This window comes from Pseudomonas sp. A6 (assembly GCF_052367875.1).
GTDB lineage: Bacteria > Pseudomonadota > Gammaproteobacteria > Pseudomonadales > Pseudomonadaceae > Pseudomonas > Pseudomonas citronellolis.
This window is the reverse complement of sequence record NZ_CP198970.1, coordinates 6863967-6889392: the sequence shown is the minus strand read 5'-3', so window position 1 is coordinate 6889392 and position 25426 is coordinate 6863967. Positions and strand designations below refer to the sequence as shown.

Sequence of the window (25426 nt, the reverse complement as noted above, 5' to 3'; positions counted from 1 at the left end):
CTGCGAAGAAGTCAGTTCGAGGCTTGTACCGAGTCGCTATTGGGTACTCGCAATGCCACGGCAGACCAGGTTTCATTCGTTTGTCCATCATCTGTCAGCGTGACGGTGAAGCTTTCTGGGAGTGATGGTTGGTCGAACTTGAGAATTGTCCACTCTGTTGCTGCTGGCAGATCGGCTCTGTATTCGTCCGCAAAGCCATTAATAATTAGCCGGTGAGTTCCGTTTTCGCTGGCTCGGTAGTAAATGGACTCGCCTTTCTGCAGCTTGAGTACCAGCTTGTTGTTCGTGCTTTTCTGTTGGCTTGCGTAGGTGCCGAGAATTTTATAATCAGAAGAATAAGAGCGGTCGGCATCATATCCGTTCCAACCGGACTGCTGATATATGGCGCGGGTGCTGGCGAATCGGTCTGGTGCAGCGAACCGGGAGGGACGGGCAGTGAATGCATCATCCTGCAGTAGGCCCTCAATATGACATCCGTCTTGCTCGTCGCTTACAATTGTCAGCTTTCCGCGAGAAGCAGACTTGCTGATGTATCCGCTGAAACCAGAGTAGGTTGCTTTCTTGCTCACTACTGCCCGAACATCGCTTCGTGGCATACCGGTCACTGCGCGTCCAACTATTTTACCGTTCCTGTCAATGATACGTACCATGGACGGGGTGCTCTTTTGTTTAGCATTGTAGATCCACCCCTGGATAAATAGGTAATCCACTGTACCTTCCACATCTCTAATCAGGTCGACGTGTCCCTGGCATTGCGATGTTTCGAGTAGCTTGGTTGGAGCTGAGTATCCCTGTTCTTCGTGAGCTCCCCTAATACGCTCATCGCCAAAAATCGAATAGTGCAGATTAGAGGGCTCTATCGCTGCTTTTAATACATAGTCCGCGGAAGGGAAAATCATCTGGATCTGCTTTTGGTCGCGTATTTGCAGTTCTGCTGCTAGTGCAGCGACCAATTTTTCGTGCAAGTCCCCTCTCTTGTTCTGCAGGGCATTGAGCTGTTGGGGGATAAGCGCCAAGGTAACTATCAAAAGGGCTGTCGGGACTACGAAGGCGACCCTATGGTAGAAGTAGCGTACATAAATGATCGCTAGCGTTGCCCACCCCATTACGGCAGGTGTTGTATATCGACTGCTTAAGGCCTGGTCGAGTCCGAAGACTAGACGCCCTCCCGCGGTTCCTAGTGCAGATCCTCCGATGTAAAGAAGATAGATCAGAAGAAATATGATTAGATGGTCGTTACGCCGAAAGCGTAACGTCTGGATGCTGAAATAAATGGCGCTCAGTAGAATGAAAAGGCCGGTCAGGGTAGCAGCCTGGGTTCTTCCTGTCATGAAATAGGCAGGACTGCCAATGTATAGGAGAACGTAGTGCAAAACCCCTAGGGGAGAGTGGGTAAGTGTTTGGCTGAGAGAGCCATGATTGCCAGGCGTGTGGAAGTTGTAGAAGTAGGCAGTAGCTACTACTGCAGATAATATGGAAAGTACGACGCTTTGCCAGCGACGGAAGCCAAATATAAATGAGGTCGCCGCCATTAGAGGCAGAGCAATGACTCCATTGGCCATGGTTCCTGCGCAGAGAACTCCTCCCGTACAGGCTAGCCAGTAATAAAGTCTACCATTTTCTGAGGATATACTGGCCTTGTATAAAAGAAACATTGAGACGAGTGGTGCGAGCTGTGCTGCGAAGAACTGGTTCTGGAAGGCCCAGGTGAAGTTCTCCCACTGCATCCAGGTGAAACAGAGTGCTGTTGTGAACAAAGTAGTGGCTATGCGGGTAGATTTTTCAGATTCTTTAGGGAAACAATCTCGTACGATCAGTGCGAATGTGTAGGCTGCGGCTGCAGCCAATAGATAATTTAAAATAATAAGGGAAGTTGTGTTTCCATTGAATAAGTACATGTCCATCCAGAAAAATAGACGGGCAATGATTATTCGATGCTCGTTATGCAGGGAAAAAATATCTCCCAATGCTCCTGGGTTGCTGAGCTTGTAGGCACTTAGAAAAGGTCCCCACATATCCCAAGTAGGAACTGGCGTGTAAGAGCGGACACCCCCCGCAATTGACAGCGTAATGATGAATATGGTTGCCAACGTCAGGAGTAGGAGGGGAAATTTGATCTGCCGGTAATTCACAGAGACAGCCTCTTGAACACCATGCCCGGGATGCTACGGATGATCAGCATGATCCCCGCCCAGAACGCCGGGGTATAGATACTGTCCTTCTTCTTCTCCACCGCACGGACGATATCGCCAGCCACCCGCTCCGGAGTCGCCACCAGTGCCTTGGGCAGAGGCAGCCCCTGGGTCATCGGGGTATCGACGAAGCCGGGCTTGATGGTCAGTACGTGTACGCCGACCTTGAACAGGCGCGCGCGCAGCCCTTCGCAGAAGGTGGTGACGGCGGCCTTGGCGGTGCCGTAGAGATAGTTCGAGGGCCGGCCACGGTCGCCGGCGACCGAGGAGATCACCGCAATGCTGCCGCTGCGTTGCTGTTCCAGTCGGTTGGCCAGGCGCGTCAGCAGGGCGATCACGCTCAGCCCGTTGCTGGAGAATTCGCGCAGGGCCAGTTCGACATCCTGCTGGCAGGCCGCCTGGTCGGGCAGGGTGCCGTGGGCGATCAGGCTGATGTCGAGGCTGCCCAGGTTGGCGAAGGCGGCGGCCAGCATGGCTTCGTGGGCCTGCAGGTCGTTCATGTCCAGGGCATAGGTCTGCACCTCGCTGGCGCCACGGGCGCGCAGGTCGTCGGCTACCTGGCCGAGTTTCTCTTCGTTGCGCGCCACCAGGAAGAAACGGGCACGCTCGGAGGCCCATTGGCGAGCGCAAGCTGTGGCGATGGCGGAGCTGGCGCCGACGATCAGGATATTCTTCATGCTTGGGTCACGCGTTTCCAGAAGAGAGAGAGAAGGGCCGGGTCGCGCAGTGCTTCGACATGCTGCCAGGCGGGATAGAAGGCGCGGAAGTCGTCACCGGACATGTGCGCATCCTTCGCGGGATAGAGGCGACCGCCCGCTGCCCTGACGATCTGGTCGAGGCGACCGAACAACCCCGATTCCAGGCGCTGGTGCTGGGGAAAGTCCAGGGCCAGGGACACCCCCGGCATCGGGAAGGACATCAGGCCCGGGGAGGGCACGTCGCCGCAGCGCTTCATCACCGCCAGGAAGGAGCCGCTGCCGCTGGCCGCGATGCTGGCCAGTATGTCCGCCATGGCGGATTCGGCGGCAGCCTCCGGAATGACGCACTGGTACTGCTGGAAACCCTTGCGTCCGTAGATGCGATTCCAGTGCAGGATACTGTCCAGCGGGTAGAAGAACGGGTCATAGCTGCCCTGCGCTGCGTGTCGCCCAGGCTTGTGCAGATGGAAATAGGCGTTGTTGAACAGGTTCAGGCTGAGCTTGTTCATCAGGGTGACCGGCGGCGTCAAGGGCACGCTCAGCCGGGGCCGTCCATCGACTTCCAGGGCGCCTTCCCGGGCGTGGTTACCCACCGAGAACACGCCGCGCCCGGTGGAGTGGCCCCTGGCCAGGCAATCTATCCAGGCCACGGTGTACTCGTGGGTCTTGTCGAACTCTTCGGACAGGCTGAAGAACTCGCCCAGGGAGTCGAAGCGCACGGTGATGCTGTCGATGCGGCTGGAGGCGATCGGCATCAGCTGCAACTCGACCCAGGCGATGACGCCGGTCAGGCCGAGGCCGCCGATGCTGGCGCGGAACAGCTCGGGGTTTTCCGTGGTGCTGCATTCCAGCGGGGCGGCCTGGTCCGAGCGGAGCAAGGCGAAGCGGCGCACGTGGCGGCCAAAGGTCCCGCGGACGTGATGGTTCTTGCCGTGCACGTCGTTGGCTAGCGCGCCACCGAGGGTCACGAACTTGGTGCCGGGGGTGACCGGCAGGAACCAGCCGCGGGGGATGGCGACCGCCAGCAGCTCGGCCAGGGTCACCCCTGCCTCCGCCCGAACCACGCCCTGTTCCCAGTCGGCTGCCAGCAACCGGTCCAGTTGGCGTGTCTGCAGCAGTTCGCCACTGGCTGCCAGGCAACTGTCGCCGTAGCTGCGGCCATTGCCATAGGGCAATGTTCCTTTGGCTGCCAGACGCTGGAATAGCGGCGGCAGTTCATCACGCCAGGCGCAGGGGTGCAGTTCCTGGGGGGCGTAAGGGTAGCGTCCCCAGGACGCCAGGTGGCGGGCCATCAGGCGGCCACCCAGAAGATCAGTGCGAAGCACGCGCCGATGAGTAGACTGGTGCGATCCTTGATGGCGAAGACCACAGGGTCGTCGTGCATCAGCCCACGGTGGGTCAGCATCCAGATCCGGGTGATCCAGTAGAGCAGCAGCGGGCAGGCCAGCCAAATCAGCTGTGGATAGTGGTACATCGCCGCCGTGCTGCCATCCTGGATGTAGAGCGCCAGCACCATCACCGACAGGTAGCCCGACGAGGCTCCCAGCGAGGAAACCATCTCCAGGTCATCGGGGTAATAGCCGCGCCCGCGGGTCTTCTGGTTCTTGCCCTTCATCCGGGCATCGCGCAACTCGGCGTAGCGCTTGACCAGCGCCAGGCTGAGGAAGATGAACATCGAGAATGCCAGCATCCAGAAGGTCAGCTTCACCTCGAAGGCAAAGGTGCCGGCAATGATGCGCGAGGTATAGAGCATCGCCAGGACCAGCACATCCACCGCCATTCGGCGTTTCAGCCAGAAGGAGTAGGCCAGTGTCAGCAGGTAGTAGGCCAGAAGCGCGAGGCTGAATTTCCACGGCAACAGCAGCAGGGCGCCGCTGAATCCGGCCAGCAATAGTAGCGGGAACGCGAGCAGGCCGCTCTTGATCGACAACGCGCCACTGGCGAACGGCCGGCGGAATTTGCTCGCGTGGTGACGGTCGTCCTCCAGGTCCAGCAGGTCGTTCAGCACGTAGACGCTCGATGCGCACAGACCGAAGAACAGGAATGCCAGCAACCCATTGAGCAGCAAGTGGGTTTCCAGCAGGCGATGGCTGGCCAGCAAGGGCACGAAAATCAGGGCGTTCTTCGCCCATTGGTGCATGCGCAAGGCTTTGATCCAGGTGCGGGCGACCTGCACCTCATGCTTGAGCTCTTCCTCGACGTTGCCATGGCTGTGAGCGCGCTGGCTGATCTTGCCGCTGGAGTTCACCACATAGGCGCGGCGGGCAGCCTGCCAGACGGGCAGGTCATCACTGGAGTTGCCGGCGTAATCAAAGCCCTGCATGCCGAATTCGGCGACCAAAGCGTCACGTTTGCGGTGGGCCGAGAGGTTGATGTGCTCGTCGGTCGCCAGGACCTGGTCGAACAGGCCGAGGTGTTCGGCGATCTGCTCGGCATAGCTACGATGGCTGGCCGTTGCCAGGACGATGCGATGGCCTTCTTCCTTCTTGCGTTGGATCAGTTCGATGACCGCCTTGTTGTAAGGCAGTACCGAGACGTCCACTGGCGCTACGCCGGCCAGGCGGCTTTTCAGGTTCGCCTTGCCACCGGCCAGCCAGCGTAGAGGCGACAACGCCTTCAGAGGATGGCGCTTGAGAAAGCTCAGGCCGGATTCGAGCAGTAGGTCGCTGTGGATAAGAGTGCCATCAAGATCGACGACCAAGGGGGCTGACACGTACTACTACCTCGATAAGTCCATGAGAAGAGTCCATTGAGCAAAAATGCTTTTACGTTCTTGTAAATCTGCAAGCGCGGATACTAGCTGCTGAGCTGGCGTAGAAAAAGCCGATAACTGACAGAGGGCCCTCAATCGTCTCCTGACGTACCCTCAGGCTGGTTGAACAGCAGCCCATGCTTGCGCAACTTGTCGTGCAGGGTCTTGCGCGGCACACCCAGCGTCTCGGCCAGGCTGCGTAGCGAGCTGTGCTGGTTGGCCATCTCGGCGGCGATCAGCGCGCGTTCGAAGGCCTCTACCTGTTCGTTCAGCGAGCCACCGACCGCCTGGGCGGGGGCGTTGGCCTGGTATTCGTCCAGGCCAAGGTCCAGGCCCAGGGCGAAGCGTTCGGCGACGTTCTGCAGCTCGCGCACATTGCCCGGCCAGCTGTGCCCCAGCAGTTGCGCGCGTTGCGCGGGGGAAAGGGTGCGGGCCGCAATGCCGTGGCGTTGCGCGGCGCGCTCGGCGAAATGCTGGAACAGCAGCAGGATGTCTTCGCCGCGCTCGCGCAGCGGCGGAATGCGCAGGCTGGCGACGTTCAGGCGGTAATAGAGGTCGGCGCGGAAACGCCCGTCGTCGGCGGCCAGGCGCAGGTCTTCCTTGGTCGCGGCGATGATGCGGATGTCCAGCGGAATCAACTGGTTCGAACCCAGCCGCTCGACCACTCGTTCCTGCAGCAGGCGCAGCAGCTTGACCTGGACGTCCAGGCTCATGCTCTCGATCTCGTCGAGGAACAGGGTGCCGCCGTTGGCGAACTCGAACTTGCCGATACGGCGCTTCTGCGCACCGGTGAACGCGCCCTGCTCGTGGCCGAACAGCTCGCTTTCCACCACCGACTCGGCCAGGGCGCCGGCGTTGATGGCGACGAAGGGGCCGTTGCGTCGGTTGGACAGGTCGTGCAGCGCACGGGCCACCACTTCCTTGCCGGAGCCGGTCTCGCCGAGGATCAGCACGTCGGCCTGCAGTCCGGACAAGGCTGCCACCTGCTCCTGCAGGCGCTGCATGCCGGCCGACTGGCCGACCAGGCGCCCTTTCATTTCCTTGCGCTCGGCCAGGGCCATGCGCAGGCTGCGGTTCTCCAGCACCAGGCGACGCACCTCCAGGGCGCGGCGCACGCTATCGAGCAGGGCGTCGCTGGGGAAGGGCTTCTCGAGGAAGTCATAGGCGCCGGCGCGCATGGCCTTGACCGCCAGGGGCACGTCGCCATGCCCGGTGATCAGGATCACCGGCAACTCCGGGTCCTGGGCATGCAACTGTTCCAGCAACTGCAGGCCGTCGACGCCAGGCATGCGGATATCGCTCACCACCACGCCCGGCCAGTCGCGCGCGAGGCTGGCGTCCAGCTCCCGGGCATCGCCCAGGCTGGTGGCGCGGAAGCCAGCGAGGTCGAGTGTCTGGCCCAGCGCCTGGCGCAGGTGCGGGTCATCGTCGATCAGCAGGACCTGGGTATCGGCGGCGAATGCGGCACTGCTCATGCGCGGGTTTCCTCCTGGGGCGTCGGCATCACGCCGGGGACTCCCGGCAACAGGTGCAATTGTACGAGAGCGCCGCCCTCGGGGTGATTGCCCAGTTCCAGGCGGCCGCCGAGGGCGCGTAGCAGGGTGTCGCAAATGGCCAGGCCAAGGCCCAGGCCCTTGGCGCTGGTCTTGGTGGTGAAGAAGGGTTCGCGGGCGTGGGCCAGGGCTTGTTCCGAGAAGCCCGGGCCGTTGTCGCGCAGGTACAGGACGATGCCGTCCGGCTTCTGCTCGGCCGTGAGCCAGAGGCGCCGCGGCGGGGCCTTCTCGCTTAGGGCGTCGAGTGCGTTGGAGAGCAGGTTGGCGAGGATCTGTCGCAGGCGCGTTTCGCCGGCCTGCACCCAGATCGGTGCGTCGGGCAGGTCACGCTGCAACTCGACGTTCATCGCCTGGCGCCGGCTGGCCACCAGGGCCAGGGCATCGTTGATCGCCGGTTGCAGGGCTACGTTCTCCGGCGCACGCCGCGCACCGCGGGCATAGGCCTTGAGATGGGCGATGATCGAGGCCATGCGCTCGGTCAGCGAGCTGATCTGATCGAGATTGCCGCGGGCGTCGTCGAGGCGCTGGTGGTCGAGCAGCACCCTGGCGTTGTCGGCGTAGCTGCGGATGGCGGCGAGCGGCTGGTTGAGCTCGTGGCTGATACTCGCCGACATAGTGCCCAGGGCAGTCAGTTTGCCGGCCTGGACCACTTCGTCCTGGGCGTGCATCAACTCGCGTTGAGCCTGCTCGCGGTCGTGTACCTCCTGCTGCAGACGGGCGTTGGCATCTTCCAGTTCCTGGGTGCGCTCCAGTACGCGCATCTCCAGCTGGCGCTTGGCCTGGGCCTCCAGGGCGATGCGCTCGAGATAGTGACGGCGGCTGATGCTCAGCAGGGCGAGCAACAGCAGCAGGGTCATGAGGGTTGCGCCGCCTATCAGCAGCACGCTGCGTACTGGCCTGTCGATCTGCGCCTTCGGCGTGTAGATGCTCACCGTCCAGCCGGTTTCCGGAAGTTCGCGGCTGAGGCTGATCCAGCGTTTCTCATCGATTCGCAGCGGCTTGGGATCGAGCACCGGATAGGGAATGTTCTCGGCGATCTCACGCCGCTTGGCTGGCGACAGCGGACGGCTGGCATGGAAACGCCAGGCGCTGTTGGAGGAAAGGATGACCACGCCATTGCTGTCGGTGACCAGCAGTTGCTCCGGGGTATTGCCCCAGAGCTGTTCCATGTGTTCCAGGTCCAGCTTGACCACCAGAACGCCCAGCAATCTGTCGGGATCCCGGACTTCGCTGGCGAAGTAGTAGCCGCGCCGGTTGGAGGTGGTGCCGAGGCCGAAGAAGCGCGCCGGTTTACCCTGGATCGCGTCCTTGTAATAAGGGCGGAAGGCGAAGTTGCGGCCGACGAAGCTGTCCGGCTGGTCCCAGTTGGAGGCGGCCTGGGTCTGCCCGTCGGGGCGCATCAGGTAGATGACGTCGGCACCGGTGCGCTGACGGATCTCCGCCAGGCGGGCGTTCGCCGTGTCCCTCGTTTCCAGGTCTTCGGTCTGCCGCAGGGTGGCCCGTAGCGCCGGCAGCTCGCTGAGGATCGGTGGCAGGTCCTCGTAGCGACGCAGCGTGCCGAGCAGGTTGCCGACGTAGAGGTCTAGGGTCTGCTGGTTCTGCTCGGCGAGTTGCTCGTTGTAGTAGCGCTCGGCGAAGTGATGGAGCAACCAAAGCAATGGCCACAGCAGCACCAGGAACGCCAGGGCATAGCGCCACTGGGCCGGAGGCGGGAGCCGAGTAGAGCGTGCCACCTGCGGTTCACTCAGGGGAAGGAGGACAGGCGGCTGCTCGCCAGCGCCAGTTCCAGTAGGCGGAAGAGCGATTCCTCGGCCGGCAGCTCATGGGTGTCGAGTACCAGTTCAGGCGCCTCCGGGGGTTCATAGGGGGAAGAAATACCCGTGAACTCCTGGATGTCGCCGCTGCGCGCCTTGAGGTACAGGCCTTTTGGATCGCGCGATTCGCAGACGGCCAGGGGCGTACTCACGTGGACTTCCTGGAAACTGTGCTCGCCGATGATCTGCCGGGCCATGGCGCGGTCTTCGCGGTAGGGCGAGATGAAAGCGGTGATCACGATCAGCCCCGCATCGTTCATCAGGCGGGCCACTTCGGCGATGCGCCGGATGTTCTCGGCGCGGTCGGCAGGCGTGAAGCCCAGGTTGCGATTCAGCCCGTGACGGACGTTATCACCGTCCAGCACGTAGCAGGGCCGGCCCTGTTCGATCAAGGCATGCTCCAGGGCGAAGGCCAGCGTCGACTTGCCCGCCCCGCTCAGCCCGGTGAGCCAGAGGGTACAGGGACGTTGGCCAAGCAGGTGCTGGCGTCGTTGTGGCGATATGTTGCCCTGCTGCCAAACGATGTTTGCCTTGCTGAATGACACCATTGTTCAATCCCTCCGCAGGTCCTTCGATTTTTCGTTCTTGTTCTGGCAGGCGCCGACTGGAGCGCGGCGGAGGCGTTCTCCGCTATCAATGAGCCCTCAGGTAGTCGGTGATGGTCAGGGTCCGGTTGCGCGAGCTACCCCAGGCATCGAAGTTCCTCAGACGCTTGATCAGCGGCAGGTTATCCCAGTTGCTCGTGCTGGCGAGTTCCACCATTGGCCAGGCGATGTCCTGCGGTTGCAGGCGGAGCTGCAGGCGTTCCTGCAGCGGATAGAAGAATCTGGCGAACGATTCGATGCCACCGCAGATGGCGTTGGACACGCCTTGCAGATCATCGCAGGCATCACGGCCGGCATCGCTGCGAATGCTCACCGGCGTGCCGGGCACCAGCCCGATGACGGAGTCATGCGGCGCGGAGAAGAACAACTCGACGGCAACGCGATTGGTGTAGAGGCGCGAAAGGACGTCCGGGGCAGTGTTCGTTCCGTCGAACAGGGCCCGCATGCTTTGCTGGCCATCGCGCCGACGACGCTCCGGTGTATCCGCCAGGCAGAAATAGTAGCCGTGGGTTTCCAGCGGCAGCAGCGGGCGCACGGCTTGCTCGAATGCTTCCTGGGTCGTGCCGCTCCAACCCACATCCACAAGTGCCACGCGTTGGCCTGCCTTCAGGCCGATCTGCTGCAGGTAACCGAACAGTGCCCGTCGATTCGTCTGGCAAACCTTGAGGATTTCCCATCGATAGGCATACAGGAAGCGGGTCAAGGTCTCCTGCAGTGCGGGGGAAATGATGGTTTCACTGCCCAGGCCGAGGTCGTTCATCACCTCTGCCGCCGGCGCGGTTACGCCAATGCGTTCGAGCAGTTCGCAGGGGGCGAGTCCATCGCTGCCGGACAGCAGGAAGGGCAGGTGGTGAGTGAAGTTCTGCTCGGTGATGGCGGCGAGGGTGAAGGCTATCCGCGAGCCATAGAAGTAATCGTTGCGTGGCAGCGCCAGCTCCGGGCGCAGCCGCGCAACGCGCTCGAGGGCGAATCCGTCACGCGACAGGAACAGAACGTGATCGATCCGGTCACGGCGTGCCTGCTCGCTGATCCACTGGAGGAAACCGACGGTTGCCGGGCCACCATACAGGAAGCCCAGTTCTTCATAGCTGTCCGCGTCGATGGTCCGGCCCTGGGTGTGCAGCAGGCCATGGCCGATCGAAGTGCCTAGGGAAAGACCTTTCTCCCTGGGCTTGCTGCGCAGTGGTTGGTAGTGATAGGCCATCAGGCCCTTCTCCTGCGGTCGGGTCACGTCGCCCAACAGGCTGTCGCCAATGTGCAGGATGCGGTTGGCCGGGAGGTTGAAATGCCGTACGACGTGGTCGAACAGCTCGCCGCTGTCGCGTTTGGTGGCATTGCAGTCGGCCGAAATGAACAGCGGCACCGACTCCAGGCCGTAGGGGCGCAGGGCGTCGAGGAAGAAGTCCGCCGAGAAATACATGTCCGAGGTGATCGCGACGGCCTTGCCGGCAGCCACCAGGCGCTGGAACAGCGGGAACAGGTCCGGGTTGGGCTCGATCAGCTCCAGTTCCAGTTCGTATTCCGCGCGCATCATCGCATGGGCCTGGTCGCCCTCGAAGCAGGCGTAAATGTCCTGCAAGGTGATTTCCTTGCGGCCTGCGGCGAGCATGTTGCGGAAGGCTCCTGCCTGGGCCGCCTGCCGGCGACTGCGGAAGTCCGGCATGGCGTGGCGTTGCGCCAGGATCTCGAAGGCGTCCTCGGGGTCGAGCAGTGGGCGCACGAAGAGGGTGTCGAAGAAATCGAAGGACACAGCCTCGGCCTGTTCCATCAGGCGTTCGAGTTCGCTCAGGTCATAGGACCGCGTGGCTTCTGCAGGGGAGGACGGCATCAGGTTGGCGTGCATCAGGCCGGCACCTCGAAGTTGAGCCCGCTGGGATGCAGATTCGGATTATGGAAGGGGTCGTACTGGAAATACTGCGGATGCTTCTGATAGAGCCGGGCCTGTTCGTTCTGCAGGCGCGCCAGCTTCGCCGGATCGATCTGGTCCAGACCGCGGCTGACGGACTCGTGGTGGACCAGCGAGACGGCCTGGCAGACCACATTGAAGTAGCCGCGCTCGATGCCGCGGAAGCACAGCTCGATATCGTTGTAGGCCACGGGGAACGATTCGTCGAAACCGCCGAGCGCGTCGAACTTGCTGCGTTCCATCATCAGGCAGGCGCCGGTGACCGCCATCCAGTTGTATTCGAGCAGGTTGCGCATGAAGTAGGCTGGTGCCTCGCTGTCATGATGCAGGAAGGCATGCACCGGACCATTGGCCAGGTTCAGAACCCCGGCGTGCTGTATGCCCTTGTTGCCGGGGTACAACAGCTTCGCACCAACGGCTGCGACATGCGGCAGCTGGGCATATCCACCCATGCGCTCGAGCCAGTCCGGACAGAGCACTTCTGTGTCGTCATTGAGGAACAGCAGGATGTCTCCCCGGGAGTGCCGAACGCCCAGGTTGTTCAGCTCGGAGAAATTGAAGGGAGCGTCGTGGCGGATGACCTGGGTGCCTTCCTGCTTCTTCTGGGTTTCCAGGTAGGCCAGTGTCTCGGGTTGCACCGAGCCATTGTCCAGAAGAATGATTTCGTGGTTGGCGTAGGTCGTCTGGCTGCGGATCGAGTCCAGGCAGCGGCGCAGCACTTCGGAATTGTCGCGGCTGGGAATGATGATCGAGATCCGCGGCGTTCCCTGCAGGTGATAGTTGACCCGGAAGTAGCCGGGCACCTGGGTGACGGGCTCCACGTCGCCGGCCAGGCCGCGGCGGCGCAGCGCATCCAGGCGTACCTGGCGCGAGGCTTCGAGGACGTAGGGTTTGGCGGCGATGTCCGAGGCCACCGAGGCGGGAATGATCCGCCAGTGATAGAGCACCTTCGGGATGTGGCTGATCCGCCGGGTATGTTCGGCGACCCGCAGCACGAAGTCCCAGTCCTGGCAGCCATCGAACTGGCTGCGCAGCAACCCGGTCTTTTCCAGCAGGCTCTTGCGCACGCAGGAGGCGTGGCAGGTGAACATGGTGCTCATCATCGTGTCCGGCGACCAGTCCGGCTTGAAGTGCGGCTGGGTGTAGCTGCCATCCTCGGCCAGCTTGTCCTCGTCGCTGTAGATGAAGTCGGGTGCGTCGCGTTCGATGCACAGCGCCATTTCGTAGAGGCAGTCGGCGGTCAGCTCGTCGTCGTGGTCGAGGAACACGATGAAATCGCCGTCGGACGCCTCGATGGCCGCGTTGGTGGCGCCGGAGATGCCCTGGTTCTTTTCCAGGCGCAGCACCTTGATGCGCGGGTCGTCGATGCTCGCGAGGGCAACCTGAATGTCCTCGGCGGGACTCTTGTCGTCCGCCAGGATCAATTGCCAGTGCGGATACCACTGATTGCGCACCGAAGCCAGCAGCTTGTCCAGCAGGTCCAGCGGAGTGTTGTATACCGGCACCACTATCGAGAAGTACGGGCGGCTGCTGATGGATTCGATGCGGGTTTCCAGATCATCCGGTCGAGCGGGGGGGATGTAGCAATAACCACCGGTCTTGGCCAGTTGGTAACGGCCTGCCGCATCCCTGCCCAGGATTGTGGGTACGACCTTCAGCAGGTTGGTAGCCGGCAGTGGCTGTTGCAGCTGCAGCCGGCGATGCTGGCGCGCACGCGCGACGACCCCGCGCAGACCCTCCCGACGTAGCACCTGGAGGCCGCGTTCCAGCAACTTGCGCCAGCCGTGTTGGCGAGCCAGGTGTCGCGCCGCCCGCGCGGCGTTCAGTGCCCTGCGGGACAAGCGCCCGGCCAGGCGGAGCGGGCGGGTGAGGCGCCAACTGGTGGAATTGCGGATTTCATCGAGGCTGTTGTTCAGCATACGAATCAGATGGTCATTATCAGCCAGACGCTGTTGTAACCCATCCGCGTGCAATTGCAGCTTGTCGGCTCGTTGTCTACTTTCCAGCAGCTCTTGCAGAACTTCATTGTGTTGCGAGTTCGCCCGCTCCAACTGCCGGGCGAGACGATTGGCTTGTCCCCCATCAAGCAGATCAATGTCCAAGCGTACGATCAGTTCGCCATATGGCGGCAATTCTGGCAAATATATCTGCGGGTCGTTGTTTTCGGCATACAGTAGCGCTTGGCCGTCGCTGTCCAGCACGATGTCGAGCCCTATGCAAAATGGTTGCGGGGCTGTGGAGTGCTTCCACAGTACCTGACCACTTGTGTTCAGGACTTCCAGTTCATGAATGACCAGCCAACTCGGTCGATCCGAGGGATCCAACCGAAGGCGCCTGATGGACTCCCCTGCTGAGTGAAGGGGAATCTCGACCAATTGGCGCCCTATATGGAGGGGGTGATGGTAGCTGGCCTGCTCATTGAAATCTTGCTTATCGGTAGCGTAATAGAGGCTCGCCAAGGCGGATGGCGTGACGACGAGTGGATCGGTGAGTCGCCAACTGTCCAGTTGCTCGATTGGCTGCCCGGTGACTTGCTGTTGAAAGTCTGCTTCTTGCTGTTGGTAGCGCTCCAGGTCCCCTTCGTCGAGCTGCAGTCCTGTCGCAGCCAGAAGCTCTAGGACCAATGTTGCCCGGGAAATACCTGCATTGCCTTGCGGCGCTTGAAGATTGTTGGCCTGGTTGATCAGTAAGAACAGGCCGCGGCAGAGTAAAAAACCAAGCTCGAGCTTTTTCCTGCTGTGCCATTCGGTATCGAAGAGATGCGTAGTACCTTGTGCGTCGACGACAATGTTGTGCGGCAGCGCATCCATCAGGATGCCAGGAAGCTGGCTCCGAGCTTGTTTCAGATCTACTGAGTCGTGACCGAGGGAAGCAAGGAGTTCCTGGAGCCGGTAAAGAAACTGGCGCAGGTAACCAACGCCTTGCTCGATCGTCCAGTCGGGGGTAGAGATGAGTTCGTTGAACTCCTGGCTCAGCAATTGTCCGCTCCAGTATGGCTCTTCGGCGGTGAAGCTGAGTTGATAGGCGGCTTCGCTGTCGTCAATCGAGGTGCCAAGGCGCTGATTGCGAACACGGATAGCTGCATCGGTACAACGTTGGAACCTGGCTTCTTTACAGTAGGCTTTGCGGCGCTCGGTGCTGTAATGCAGGGCTAGCAGATCACTCGCTACCGCCGGCTGTCCGGACTCGCTCGCCACGACGATAAAGGAGTTGGCCAGATCCATGCCCAATCCATTGGCAAATATCGTTGGCCAACTGCGCGACAGGCTGAAATGAAGTGAGCGGGGTAATTGTGGGTCGGACTGCACTGTTTGCCAGGCGAAGGCTGCTGCATCAAAGTCCGCCGCATTGCAGCCGTGCTCGGTCACGATCGACCTGGGTAGCTTGTAGTCGGGGAAGGGCGCAAGGAATTCGACATTGGGGAAACCGGCCTGACGCATCAGTTCCGATAGCACCTTGCGGCCATGGGTTTGCGGCTGGCCTTTCCTATAGCGTCCCTCGATTCCATACATCGCCAGACCGAGGTGGTCTTCCGGGGCCCCGGCGAAATACTTGAGACCCAACTGGTTTTCGATGGCGACAAAAAGACGTCCCCCGGGGTTTAGCAAGCCTCGGATTCGTTCCAGCATACTCAGGGCAGGGTTCTCCCCAGTGCTGAACATGCTCGCGTATTCGAGGACCCCGATCAGGGTGATGGCATCGAAGCGTTCGTCAGTCTGAAAATCGTCGAAACGTTCGGCCAGTACCGTCACGTTGTCGAGATCACGAGTACGGCTAGCCGCGATTGTGGCGCGTCGCGGGCTGCCTTCCAAGGATAGTATCTGGCCGCCAGCCTCGCCCAGGTAGCGGCTGATGGCCCCGCAGCCTGCGCCAATCTCCAGGACCTTGCCCTTGAGCAGATGTTCGAAGGGACGCAGTACATTGGCTCGTTGAGAGCTGAGATGGTAGAGCGTTTGCCAGTCTTGGCACTGAAGGCGTAATTCGGACGAAAGTACCGACAGGTCAGATGCCGCATGGATAATTCGACCGAGCCGAGTTTCGGCATTGTCCCCGTCGCTATAGGCTATTCCCGCATAGTCCGGACGTCTCCAGATCCCCTGCTCGGCGTCGAACACATAGCCCTTGCTCTCAAGTTGGAACATCAACGAGTACCTGATTCATTTCCATGGTCAGTCCCAGGTCAACGAGTCCCAGGACTGTTTCGGTGGGTGCCACCACCAGGTGTATGGAGTCGTAGCGACGATCATGCGGGACTATGTCCTCGCCCTGTCGTGAAGCTATGCCCAGTGAAAGAAAATAGTCTCCGCAGGCCAGGTGGTTGTGGAATTGCAGGCGCATGCGCAGCACCTGGCCCGGCTGGCCTGAGCCCTGGAACTGATCGCAGCCCAGCAGGAAAGAGTTGCTGCCGCAGAGGGTGACGCCCTCCTTGGTCTTGATGTTGAAGCCTAGGATCGGATTGACCACCAGGTGATTGAAACGGATGGCCACATCCAGCGTGATCTTCGTTCCAGATTCCGCGCTGTGGGAGAAGGCACGTCCATCGGCACGCAGCTCGAAGTCGAGGATGCTTGCGCCACCGTCGCCCCAGCGATATTCGTGGGGGTTGTAGTGCGGCCGGCTGGCGAAGGTGTCTTCGTCGAAGCTGAGCTGCGACTCCTCAGCGGATAGTTGTTGCGCGACAGGTGCCTCGGTAGCGCTGCCCTCGCGCTTTTCTCGCCCGAACAACAAGTCCATGTAACGGTTCATCACCGGCCGCGGCTCGCCGATCATCCGTACCTGATGCGAGTCCAGGAGGATGGCGCGCGAGCAGTGGGTGACCACCTGCTCGCTGGAGTGGGTGACCAGCAGGATGCTGGTGCCGTTCTCCTTCAATTGGCGCAGGCGTTCGAAGCATTTCGCCTGGAAGCGCGCATCCCCGACCGCCAGGGCCTCGTCGACGATCATGATGTCCGGGTCGACTTGCGCCTGCACCGCAAAGGCCAGGCGCAGGGCCATGCCGCTGGAGTAGTTCTTCACCGGCTGGTCGATGAAGTCGCCGATGTCGGCGAAGGCCAGGATGCTGTCGAAGCGCTCGTCCACCTCCTGGCGGCTCAGACCAAGGACCGAGGCGTTCAGGTAGACGTTCTCGCGCCCGCTGAATTCGGGGTTGAAGCCCGAGCCCAGCTCCAGCAGCGCGGCGATGCGGCCATGGGTTTCGACCTCGCCGCTGGTCGGCATCAGGGTGCCGCAAATGATCTGTAGCAGGGTCGACTTGCCGGAACCGTTACGGCCGACGATGCCCACGGTTTCGCCACGGGCAATTTCGAAGTCGATGTCCTTCAGCGCCCAGAATTCCCGGCCATAGTGGGGCGCGGGGCGGCCCAGCAGGCGGTACAGGCGTGGCATGAACGCCTGTTTCAGGCGGTCATGGGGCTTATCGTATGTCGTGAAGCACTTGCTGATACCGCGGACGCGGATCGCCACATCGTCAGAGGACATCCGCGAAACCTCGACGTGTCTTCTGGAACCAGGCATAGCCGAGCCAGGCGGTCAGGCTGGATGCCAGCATGTAGAGCGTCAGACCTCGCCAGGCCGGCAGGCGGCCCCAGATCAGCACATCCCGGGCCTGCTCGATGATGAAGGTCAGCGGGTTGGCCATCATCAATGGGCGCAGGTTTTCCGGCAGCGCGGTGACCGGGAAGAACACCGGGGACAGGAACAGCATGATGGTGGTGAGGATTCCGATTGTCTGGCCCACGTCGCGCAGGTAGACGCCAAGGGAGGCGAGAAACCAGGCCAGGCCCAGGGTGAAGATCATCAGGGGCAGCAGGACCAGCGGCAGGAATACCGATGTCCACTGCAGGGTGCCGGTAATCAGCAGTTTGGCGCCCAGCAGTACGACGACGCTCACCAGGCTGTGGAAGAGCGCGGCGGCCAGGCTGACCACCGGCAGGATCTCCAGCGGGAAGACCACTTTCTTCACGTAGTTGACGTTGCCGAGGATCAGCGTCGGCGCCCGGTTCAGCACTTCGGCGAAGAGGCCGTGCACGATCATCCCCGCGAACAGGATGACGGCGAACTGGCCACGGCTTTCATCTTCGCTGCCACCCCATCGGGCCTTGAATACCACCGAGAACACGAAGGTATACACCGCCAGCATGAACAGCGGATTGAGGAAGGACCACAGCAGCCCCATGACCGAGCCCTTGTAGCGACCCACCACTTCGCGGCGGGTCATTTGCACGATCAACTGTCCATGGGCCCACAGGCTGCGCAGTAGAGACGGCAGGGAAACCGGAGCCGCTGCGTGGGGGTTCATGCGTAGCACTCGGCCTCGGAGAGTGCCTTGCCGACCTGATCCTTGGCCGAGAGCTGCGGGCTGACGCCGGCAAGACGCTCGAGCATCCAGTCCACGCCCACCTCGGCATCGTTCCAGGCCAGGCAGCGCTCATGCTGCGGTGCGTAGTAGTCGGTGGTCTTGTAGAGGAAGTCCGCCGAGTCCGACAGCACCACGAAGCCATGGGCGAAACCTTCCGGTACCCACAGCTGGTGCTTGTTCTCTGCGCTCAGCAGGGCGCCTACCCATTTGCCGAATGTCGGCGAGGAGCGGCGCATGTCCACGGCGACGTCGAAGACTTCGCCGTTGACCACGCGCACCAGTTTCCCCTGGGGATTCTGGAGCTGGTAGTGCAGGCCGCGCAGCACGCCCTTCGAGGAGCGCGAATGGTTGTCCTGGACGAACTTCACCGGGCGGCCGATGGCTTCCTCGAATTGCTGGTGGTTGAAGCTTTCGAAGAAGAAGCCGCGGTCGTCGCCGAAGACCTTGGGTTCGATCAGGACCACTTCCGGGATTGCAAGACGGGTAGCTTTCATCAGTAGACGGTCTCGACCAGCAGGCGTTTCAGGTATTGGCCATAGCCATTCTTGGCCAGCGGGGCGGCCAGGGCTTCGAGCTGCTCGGCGCTGATCCACTTCTGGCGGAAGGCGATCTCTTCCGGGCAGGCGACCTTCAGGCCCTGGCGGTTTTCCAGGGTGGCGATGAAGTGGCTGGCTTCCAGCAGCGAGTCGTGGGTGCCGGTGTCCAGCCAGGCGTAGCCGCGGCCCATGATTTCCACGGAAAGCTTGCCGGCTTCCAGGTAGGCCTTGTTGACATCGGTGATCTCCAGCTCGCCGCGGGCGGAGGGCTTGATGTTCTTGGCGATGTCGATCACCTGGTTGTCGTAGAAGTACAGGCCGGTCACCGCGTAGCTGGACTTCGGCTTGGCCGGCTTTTCCTCGAGGCTGATGGCCTTGCCGTCGGCATTGAACTCGACCACGCCGTAACGCTCCGGATCATGCACGTGGTAGGCGAACACGCTGGCGCCGGAGGTACGCTGCATGGCGCTGACCAGCAGTTCCTGGAAGTCGTGGCCGTGGTAGATGTTGTCGCCCAGCACCAGGGCGCAGAGGTCGTTGCCGATGAACTCCTCGCCGATCAGGAACGCCTGGGCCAGGCCGTCCGGGGACGGTTGCACGGCGTACTGCAGGTTCAGGCCCCACTGGCTGCCGTCGCCGAGCAGTTGCTCGAAGCGCGGGGTGTCCTGCGGGGTGGAGATGATCAGGATGTCGCGGATGCCCGCCAGCATCAGGGTGCTGAGCGGGTAGTAGATCATCGGCTTGTCGTAGACCGGCAGCAGCTGCTTGGAGATGGCCAGGGTCGCCGGATGCAGGCGGGTGCCGGAACCCCCGGCGAGGATGATGCCTTTGCGTTTCATATTGCTCCCTGGTCTACCAGTTCCCGGATCATGCGTTGGACATGGTACTCCCAGGTGGGCAGTACCAGGCCGAAGGTGCGTTGCAGCTTGTCGTTGGCCAGGCGCGAGTTGGCCGGGCGTTTCGCCGGCAGCGGATATTCGCTGGTGGCGATGGGGGCGATGCGTTCTGGCGTGGCGCGCAGGCCGGCGCCCAGGTGGATGGCTTCGCCGATGACGAACTGGGCATAGCGGTGCCAACTGGTCTCGCCGCTGGCCACCAGGTGATAGGTGCCGCTGGCGCGTTCGCGCAGGCCGGCATCATGGGCCAGGCGCTGCAGCGCCAGGGCGGTGACGTCGGCGATCAGTTCGGCGCTGGTCGGTGCGCCCACCTGGTCGGCGATGACGCGCAGTTCGTCGCGCTCCTTGGCCAGGCGCAGCATGGTCTTGGCGAAGTTCGCCCCGCGCGCGGCATAGACCCAACTGGTGCGGAAGATCAGGTGGCGGCAGCCGCTCTCGCGGATGGCGAATTCGCCTTCCAGCTTGGTCTGGCCATAGACGCCCAGGGGGCCGGTGGCGGCGTCTTCCTCGAAGGGCGTGTCGCCGCTGCCGTCGAAGACGTAGTCGGTGGAGTAGTGCACCAGCCAGGCATCGATTTCCCGAGCCGCCTGGGCCAGGGTCGCGACAGCCTCGGCATTGATCCGGCGGGCAGCGTCGACGTCGCCTTCGGCCTTGTCCACCGCGGTGTAGGCGCCGGCGTTGACGATCACCTCGGGACGTTCTTCGGCGACCAGCCGGGCCAGCCCCGCGAGGTCGCTCAGGTCGGCCCGTTGCCGGTCACAGATCACCAGTTGCGCCAGGGGCGCGAGGGCGCGCTGGAGTTCCCAGCCGACCTGGCCGTTGGCGCCGAGTAGAAGGATCTTGTTCATGCGTACTGCTTACCTACCCATTCACGGTATGCGCCGCTGGTGACGTTGTTCACCCAGGCCTGGTTGTCCAGGTACCAGCGCACGGTCTTGCGGATGCCGGTCTCGAAGGTTTCCGCCGGTTTCCAGCCCAGCTCGCGTTCGAGGCGGGTGGCGTCGATGGCGTAGCGGCGGTCGTGTCCGGGGCGATCTTTGACGAAGGTGATCTGCTCGCGGTAGCTCCGTCCGTCGGCCCGCGGCTGCTCCTGGTCGAGGATGTCGCACAGGGTATGGACCACGTCGATATTGGCTTTCTCGTTCCAGCCGCCGACGTTGTAGGTTTCGCCCAGCTGGCCGGCTTCCAGCACGCGGCGGATGGCTGCGCAATGATCCTTCACGTACAACCAGTCGCGGACCTGCTGGCCGTCGCCGTAGACCGGCAGCGGCTTGCCGGCCAGGGCGTTGTGGATGACCAGCGGGATCAGCTTCTCGGGGAAGTGATAGGGGCCGTAGTTGTTCGAGCAGTTGGTGGTCAGCACCGGCAGCCCGTAGGTGTGGTGGTAGGCGCGGACCAGGTGGTCGGACGCGGCCTTGGAGGCCGAGTAGGGGCTGTTCGGTTCGTACTTGTTGCTTTCGCGGAAGGCCGGATCGTTCGGACCCAGCGAGCCGTAGACCTCGTCGGTGGAGACGTGGAGGAAGCGGAAGGCGGCTTTGGGCTCGTCGCCAAGGCCATTCCAGTAGGCGCGCACCGCTTCCAGCAGGCGGAAGGTGCCGACGATATTGGTCTGGATGAAGTCTTCCGGGCCGTGGATGGAGCGGTCGACGTGGGATTCAGCGGCGAAGTTCAGTATGGCGCGGGGCTGGTGCTCGGCCAGCAGACGGGAGACCAGTTCGCCATCGCCGATGTCGCCGTGCACGAACACATGCCGCTCGTCGCCGCCCAGGCTGGCCAGGTTCTGGCGGTTGCCGGCGTAGGTCAGCTTGTCGAGGCTGATGACCTTTTCGTCATTGCCTGCCAGCCAGTCGAGAACGAAGTTGGCGCCGATGAAGCCGGCGCTGCCGGTGACGAGAATGGTCATTGCGTTAAATCCTATGGAGGATGGCGGCGGCGGTCAGCCCCAGGGTGCCTAGTGGAGACTGCCTGTGGACGCCGGATTTTCGAATCAGTTGCAGGCGCTTGGGAAGCGCCGACGCTCGAGCCTGCTCGAACAGCTGCAGGGTGAGCTGATGGTCAGGAGTGAGGTAGGGGCGGAAAACCGTCAAGGCGTGCAGATTGGCATCCATCCATTCACGGAAGGTGCCCTTGAACATCTTGCATACCCGCACTGCACGCTCCTGAAGGCTTGCGTTGGAACCGACAAGGTTTCGGCCATGCTGACGATAATCGACCGTCGGCCGTGGATCATAGGACACATGGCCACCACAGCCGGTCACCAGCAGGTAGGTCCACCAGTCGTGGGAAATGATGTGTTCGCCCTTCGGCGTCTGTCGCAACAACTCTCGGGTCGATGCATTGAACAGCATGGTGTTGCCACCCGCGATGCTTTGCACCAGGGCGTTTTCGAAAGTCGGTGGGCGCAGGAACAGGGGCGACAGCCCAATGGGCTTGCCACCGCTGTCGATAAGCTGCGTCCTGGAGCAGAAAAGCGCCGGGCGATCGGCGGGAAGGCCGCGCATCCAATCCAGCCCCATCGCGAGTCGCTCGGGGATCCAGAGGTCATCCTGGTCGCAGAAAGCGAAATAAGGGGCCTGGATTTCTTCCCGGGCCAGCAGGCTCAGGAAGTTCGCCGCGAACCCCTGGCGGGGGCCCTGCACAATGACGAGGCGGTCATCGCCAAGCTGCGCACGGTACTTCGCCAGGATGTCCAATGTCGCATCGCTGGAACCATCGTCGGAGGCATAGATCGTCCAGTCCTTGTGGGTCTGGGCGATCAGGGAGTCGAGCTGTTCGGCGAGAAAGCGTTCGCCGTTGTACGTCGACAGCAGGATGGCCACCTGCTCGGACGCGGAAGGCGAGCTCTGCCCCTTTGGGGGTGATGCAGAGGGCGAAGAAGTCAACACAGGGCCTCCGGCGAATCCATCCGGTTCTTGCGAATCCGCCATCCATGGGGTGCCGGCAGGTGTGGGACAGCTGCCGATCTGGGCGATCTGGTGGAAAAGGCGGCAATTATATGCATCGGACCTGGGGAGTAAACCCGTAAACACACTCTGGCTATTCTAGGCTGCTGGACGGCGGATGGACCTGAAAGGACCCGAAACTCAGCGGCATCTATAAGGCGTAATTAGATTCCACTCAAGGCAAAAAGTTTCTTCGCCGGTACAACCTCGGAGATAGAGCTTTTCCTTGCGGCAAGAACGACTTGGGCCCACCCGAAGGTGAGCCCAAGTCGTCTTGAGAAAGATGGTGCCGGCACCAGGAGTCGAACCCGGGACCTACTGATTACAAGTCAGTTGCTCTACCAGCTGAGCTATACCGGCAAGGAGGGACGCCATTATAGCCACGCGCCGGGCGGTGTAAACCTCTGATTTTCCAGCTTGTGTCCGCTCGCTCAGTGGCCGCTGGCGGCGGCTCCCGGCTTGGCGCCGAAGGGGGGCTTGGCCAGCCAGATGATGGCCAGCAGGGTCAGGAACAGCCAGCCGAGCAGGGTGAAGTATTCCACCGTGGAGAGCATGTAGGCCTGGCCTTCGACGATGCGGTCGAGCATGGCCGCGCCGTGCTGGTTGGCGCCGCCAAGCAGGTCCAGGGCGTCGCGGGTGGCCGGGTCGTAGGTGCTCAGGCTTTCCGTCAGGTGGGCGTGGTGCAGCGTGGCGCGGCGGTCCCAGATCCAGGTGGTGAGGGAGGCCGCGAAGCTGCCGCCCAGGGTGCGCAGGAAGGTGGCCAGGCCCGAGCCGTCGGCGATCTGGTCCGGCGGCAGGTCGGAGAGCAGGATGCTCAGGATGGGCATGAAGAAGAAGGCCACGCCCAGGCCCATGAGGGTCTGCACCAGGGCGATGTGGGCGTAGTCCACCTCGGTGTTGAAGGCGGCGCGCATGAAGCTGGTGACGGACATCACCAGGAACGCCAGGCCGGCGAGGATGCGCAGGTCGAAGTTGTTGGCGTAGCGGCCGACCAGCGGCGAGAGGAACACCGGCAGGATGCCGATGGGCGCCGCGGCCAGGCCCGCCCAGGTGGCGGTGTAGCCCATCTGCGTCTGCAGCCACTGCGGCAGCAGCAGGTTCATGCCGAAGAAGCCGGCGTAGCCGCCCACCAGCGCCAGGGTGCCGAAGGTGAAGTTGCGGTGCACGAACAGGCGCAGGTTGACGATCGGGTGCTTGTCGGTCAGCTCCCAGATGATGAAGGCCGCCAGGGCGATGACCGACACCACGGTGCCGCCGACGATGAAGTTCGACTCGAACCAGTCCAGGTCGTTGCCCTTGTCGAGCACGATCTGCAGGGCGCCCACGCCGAGGACCAGCAGGATCAGCCCCATGTAGTCCATGGGCGCGTGCTTGATCACCACCGGGCGTTTCTTCAGTTGCTGGTAGACCACGAAGGCGGCGAACAGGCCGATCGGCACGTTGATGAAGAAGATCCACGGCCAGCTGTAGCTGTCGGTGATCCAGCCGCCGAGGATGGGCCCGGCGATGGGCGCCACCACCGTGACCATCGCCAGCAGCGCCAGGGCCATGCCGCGCTTGGCCGGCGGGTAGATGGAGATCAGCAGCGTCTGGGTGATCGGGTACAGCGGCCCGGCGACGAAGCCCTGCAGGGCGCGGAAGCCCACCAGCATGCCCATCTGCTGGGCCACGCCGCAGAGGAAGGAGGCGATCACGAAGAGGATGGTGGCGGCGATGAACAGCCGCACCTCGCCGACCTTGCGGCTCAGCCAGCCGGTCAGCGGCAGGGCGATGGCGTTGCTCACCGCGAAGGAGGTGATCACCCAGGTGCCCTGCTCGGCGCTCACCCCCAGGTTGCCGGAGATGGTCGGCAGGGCGACGTTGGCGATGGTGGTGTCCAGCACCTGCATGAAGGTCGCCAGGGACAGGCCGATGGTGGCCATCACCAGGCTGGGCGGGCTGAAGGCGCCGTTGCTGCTGTTCTCGCTCATGATGCTTCCGGGCTCAGCGCGCGGCGGTGCTGCGGCCGCGGCCGTCGGCCATGTTGGCGTGGATCAGCTGCTCGATGAGCTGGTCCGCCGAGGCCAGTTGCTGCTGGTAGACGTCGGTGGAGAACAGCGCTTCCTTCGGCGGCTGCTGCGACAGGGCCGGGCCGCTCTGGTCGTGCAGGTCGACGTTGACGTCCATCGACAGGCCGATGCGTAGCGGATGCTCGTCCAGTTGCCTGGCGTCGACGCGGATGCGCACGGGCACGCGCTGGACGATCTTGATCCAGTTGCCGGTGGCGTTCTGCGCCGGCAGCAGGGAGAAGGCGCTGCCGGTGCCGACGCCCAGGCTTTCCACGCTGCCCTGGTACTTGACCGAGCTGCCGTAGAGGTCGGAACGGATCTCCACCGGCTGGCCGATGCGCATGTGCTGCAGCTGGGTTTCCTTGAAGTTGGCGTCGATCCACACCTGGTCCAGGGGGATCACCGCCATCAGCGCGGTGCCCGGTTGCACGCGCTGGCCGACCTGCACGGTGCGCTTGGCCACGTAGCCGGTCACCGGCGCGACTATCACCGCGCGGGCGTCGTCCAGGTAGGCCTGGCGCAGCTTGGCGGCGGCCGCCTTGACGTCGGGGTGGGAGGCAACGACGGTGTCGTCCACCAGCGCGCGGTTGGTGTCCAGCTGCTGCTCGGAGCTGGTCAGGGCGTTGCGCGCGGTATCCAGGGCGTCACGGGCGTGGGCCAGCTCCTCGCGGGAGATGGCGCCGTCGTCGGCCAGGTGTTGGCGGCGCTTGAAGTCGGCCTCGGCCTTGGCCAGGGCGACCTTCTTCGCGGCGACGTCGGCCTTGTAGCCGTCGACGTTGCTGAACAGCCCGCGCACCTGGCGCACGGTGCGCGCCAGGTTGGCTTCGGCCTGCTGCAGGGCCACGTCGGCGTCGCTGGGGTCGAACTTCACCAGGACCTGGCCCTTGTGCACCAGGTTGCCGTCGTCGGCGCCGATGCTGACCACGGTGCCGGTGATCTGCGGGGTGATCTGCACCACGTTGCCGTTGACGTAGGCATCGTCGGTGTCTTCGTGCCAGCGCCCGTAGAGGAACTCCCAGAGCGCCGCGGCGATGCCGGCGAGGATGACGACGACCAGCAGGATCAGCAGCCAGCGCTTGCGCTGGGGGTTGCCGCCGGTGGTTTCTTGGGTATCGGTGGTCATGGC

Annotated in this window: 18 protein-coding genes and 1 tRNA gene; all 19 read right to left on the bottom strand. The window is 62.6% G+C overall.

The features are described from left to right. Positions 1-11 precede the first annotated feature (11 nt). Positions 12-2132: a hypothetical protein gene (locus ACTWJ5_RS30270; protein WP_444437126.1), complete on the bottom strand. Its 2121-nt coding sequence runs from the start codon at positions 2130-2132 to the stop codon at positions 12-14. Continuing rightward, a complete protein-coding gene (locus tag ACTWJ5_RS30265; protein WP_444437125.1) occupies positions 2129-2869 on the bottom strand; it encodes an SDR family oxidoreductase in 741 nt (246 codons plus the stop codon). Before ACTWJ5_RS30265 ends, ACTWJ5_RS30270 begins: the two co-directional genes overlap by 4 nt. Continuing rightward, positions 2866-4182 (bottom strand): FAD-binding oxidoreductase, encoded by a 1317-nt coding sequence (locus tag ACTWJ5_RS30260; RefSeq protein WP_444437124.1) that lies wholly within the window; start codon positions 4180-4182, stop codon positions 2866-2868. The genes ACTWJ5_RS30265 and ACTWJ5_RS30260 overlap by 4 nt, the downstream gene beginning before the upstream one ends. Further along, entirely contained in the window at positions 4182-5603 is a 1422-nt protein-coding gene (locus ACTWJ5_RS30255) for a UbiA family prenyltransferase (RefSeq protein ID WP_116425110.1), read from the bottom strand. Before ACTWJ5_RS30255 ends, ACTWJ5_RS30260 begins: the two co-directional genes overlap by 1 nt. Before the next feature lie 131 nt (positions 5604-5734). Then, complete coding sequence (locus ACTWJ5_RS30250; RefSeq protein WP_444437123.1) at positions 5735-7117, bottom strand: sigma-54-dependent transcriptional regulator; 1383 nt, start codon at positions 7115-7117, stop codon at positions 5735-5737. Further along, positions 7114-8880 carry a sensor histidine kinase gene (locus tag ACTWJ5_RS30245; RefSeq protein ID WP_444439685.1) on the bottom strand — a complete coding sequence of 589 codons (1767 nt, stop codon included), beginning with the start codon at positions 8878-8880 and terminating at the stop codon, positions 7114-7116. Before ACTWJ5_RS30245 ends, ACTWJ5_RS30250 begins: the two co-directional genes overlap by 4 nt. Before the next feature lie 59 nt (positions 8881-8939). Next, on the bottom strand, positions 8940-9557 hold the full coding sequence (gene cysC / locus ACTWJ5_RS30240; protein WP_444437122.1) for an adenylyl-sulfate kinase: 618 nt from the start codon (positions 9555-9557) through the stop codon (positions 8940-8942). An 85-nt stretch (positions 9558-9642) separates the two neighbouring features. Next, entirely contained in the window at positions 9643-11457 is a 1815-nt protein-coding gene (locus tag ACTWJ5_RS30235) for a haloacid dehalogenase (RefSeq protein WP_444437121.1), read from the bottom strand. Further along, the gene (locus tag ACTWJ5_RS30230; protein WP_444437120.1) at positions 11457-15662 is read right to left on the bottom strand and encodes a glycosyltransferase; all 4206 of its coding nucleotides are present in this window, start codon (positions 15660-15662) and stop codon (positions 11457-11459) included. Before ACTWJ5_RS30230 ends, ACTWJ5_RS30235 begins: the two co-directional genes overlap by 1 nt. Then, positions 15649-16998 carry an ABC transporter ATP-binding protein gene (locus ACTWJ5_RS30225; RefSeq protein ID WP_444437119.1) on the bottom strand — a complete coding sequence of 450 codons (1350 nt, stop codon included), beginning with the start codon at positions 16996-16998 and terminating at the stop codon, positions 15649-15651. The genes ACTWJ5_RS30230 and ACTWJ5_RS30225 overlap by 14 nt, the downstream gene beginning before the upstream one ends. Next, entirely contained in the window at positions 16988-17818 is an 831-nt protein-coding gene (locus ACTWJ5_RS30220; RefSeq protein WP_444437118.1) for an ABC transporter permease, read from the bottom strand. Before ACTWJ5_RS30220 ends, ACTWJ5_RS30225 begins: the two co-directional genes overlap by 11 nt. Further along, positions 17815-18372 (bottom strand): dTDP-4-dehydrorhamnose 3,5-epimerase, encoded by a 558-nt coding sequence (gene rfbC, locus ACTWJ5_RS30215; protein ID WP_074980290.1) that lies wholly within the window; start codon positions 18370-18372, stop codon positions 17815-17817. The genes ACTWJ5_RS30220 and rfbC overlap by 4 nt, the downstream gene beginning before the upstream one ends. Continuing rightward, the gene (rfbA, locus tag ACTWJ5_RS30210) at positions 18372-19253 is read right to left on the bottom strand and encodes a glucose-1-phosphate thymidylyltransferase RfbA (protein WP_074980288.1); all 882 of its coding nucleotides are present in this window, start codon (positions 19251-19253) and stop codon (positions 18372-18374) included. The genes rfbC and rfbA overlap by 1 nt, the downstream gene beginning before the upstream one ends. Beyond that, positions 19250-20158 carry a dTDP-4-dehydrorhamnose reductase gene (gene rfbD / locus ACTWJ5_RS30205; RefSeq protein ID WP_444437117.1) on the bottom strand — a complete coding sequence of 303 codons (909 nt, stop codon included), beginning with the start codon at positions 20156-20158 and terminating at the stop codon, positions 19250-19252. Before rfbD ends, rfbA begins: the two co-directional genes overlap by 4 nt. Continuing rightward, positions 20155-21213 (bottom strand): dTDP-glucose 4,6-dehydratase, encoded by a 1059-nt coding sequence (gene rfbB / locus ACTWJ5_RS30200; RefSeq protein WP_074980283.1) that lies wholly within the window; start codon positions 21211-21213, stop codon positions 20155-20157. The genes rfbD and rfbB overlap by 4 nt, the downstream gene beginning before the upstream one ends. 4 nt (positions 21214-21217) lie before the next feature. After that, the gene (locus ACTWJ5_RS30195; protein WP_245323047.1) at positions 21218-22129 is read right to left on the bottom strand and encodes a glycosyltransferase family 2 protein; all 912 of its coding nucleotides are present in this window, start codon (positions 22127-22129) and stop codon (positions 21218-21220) included. 407 nt (positions 22130-22536) lie between these two features. After that, positions 22537-22612, bottom strand: a tRNA-Thr gene (locus ACTWJ5_RS30190). Between the two features lie 71 nt (positions 22613-22683). Next, a complete protein-coding gene (locus tag ACTWJ5_RS30185) occupies positions 22684-24222 on the bottom strand; it encodes a DHA2 family efflux MFS transporter permease subunit (RefSeq protein ID WP_074980147.1) in 1539 nt (512 codons plus the stop codon). Between the two features lie 13 nt (positions 24223-24235). Next, positions 24236-25423: an HlyD family secretion protein gene (locus ACTWJ5_RS30180; RefSeq protein ID WP_444437116.1), complete on the bottom strand. Its 1188-nt coding sequence runs from the start codon at positions 25421-25423 to the stop codon at positions 24236-24238. Positions 25424-25426: the final 3 nt, after the last annotated feature.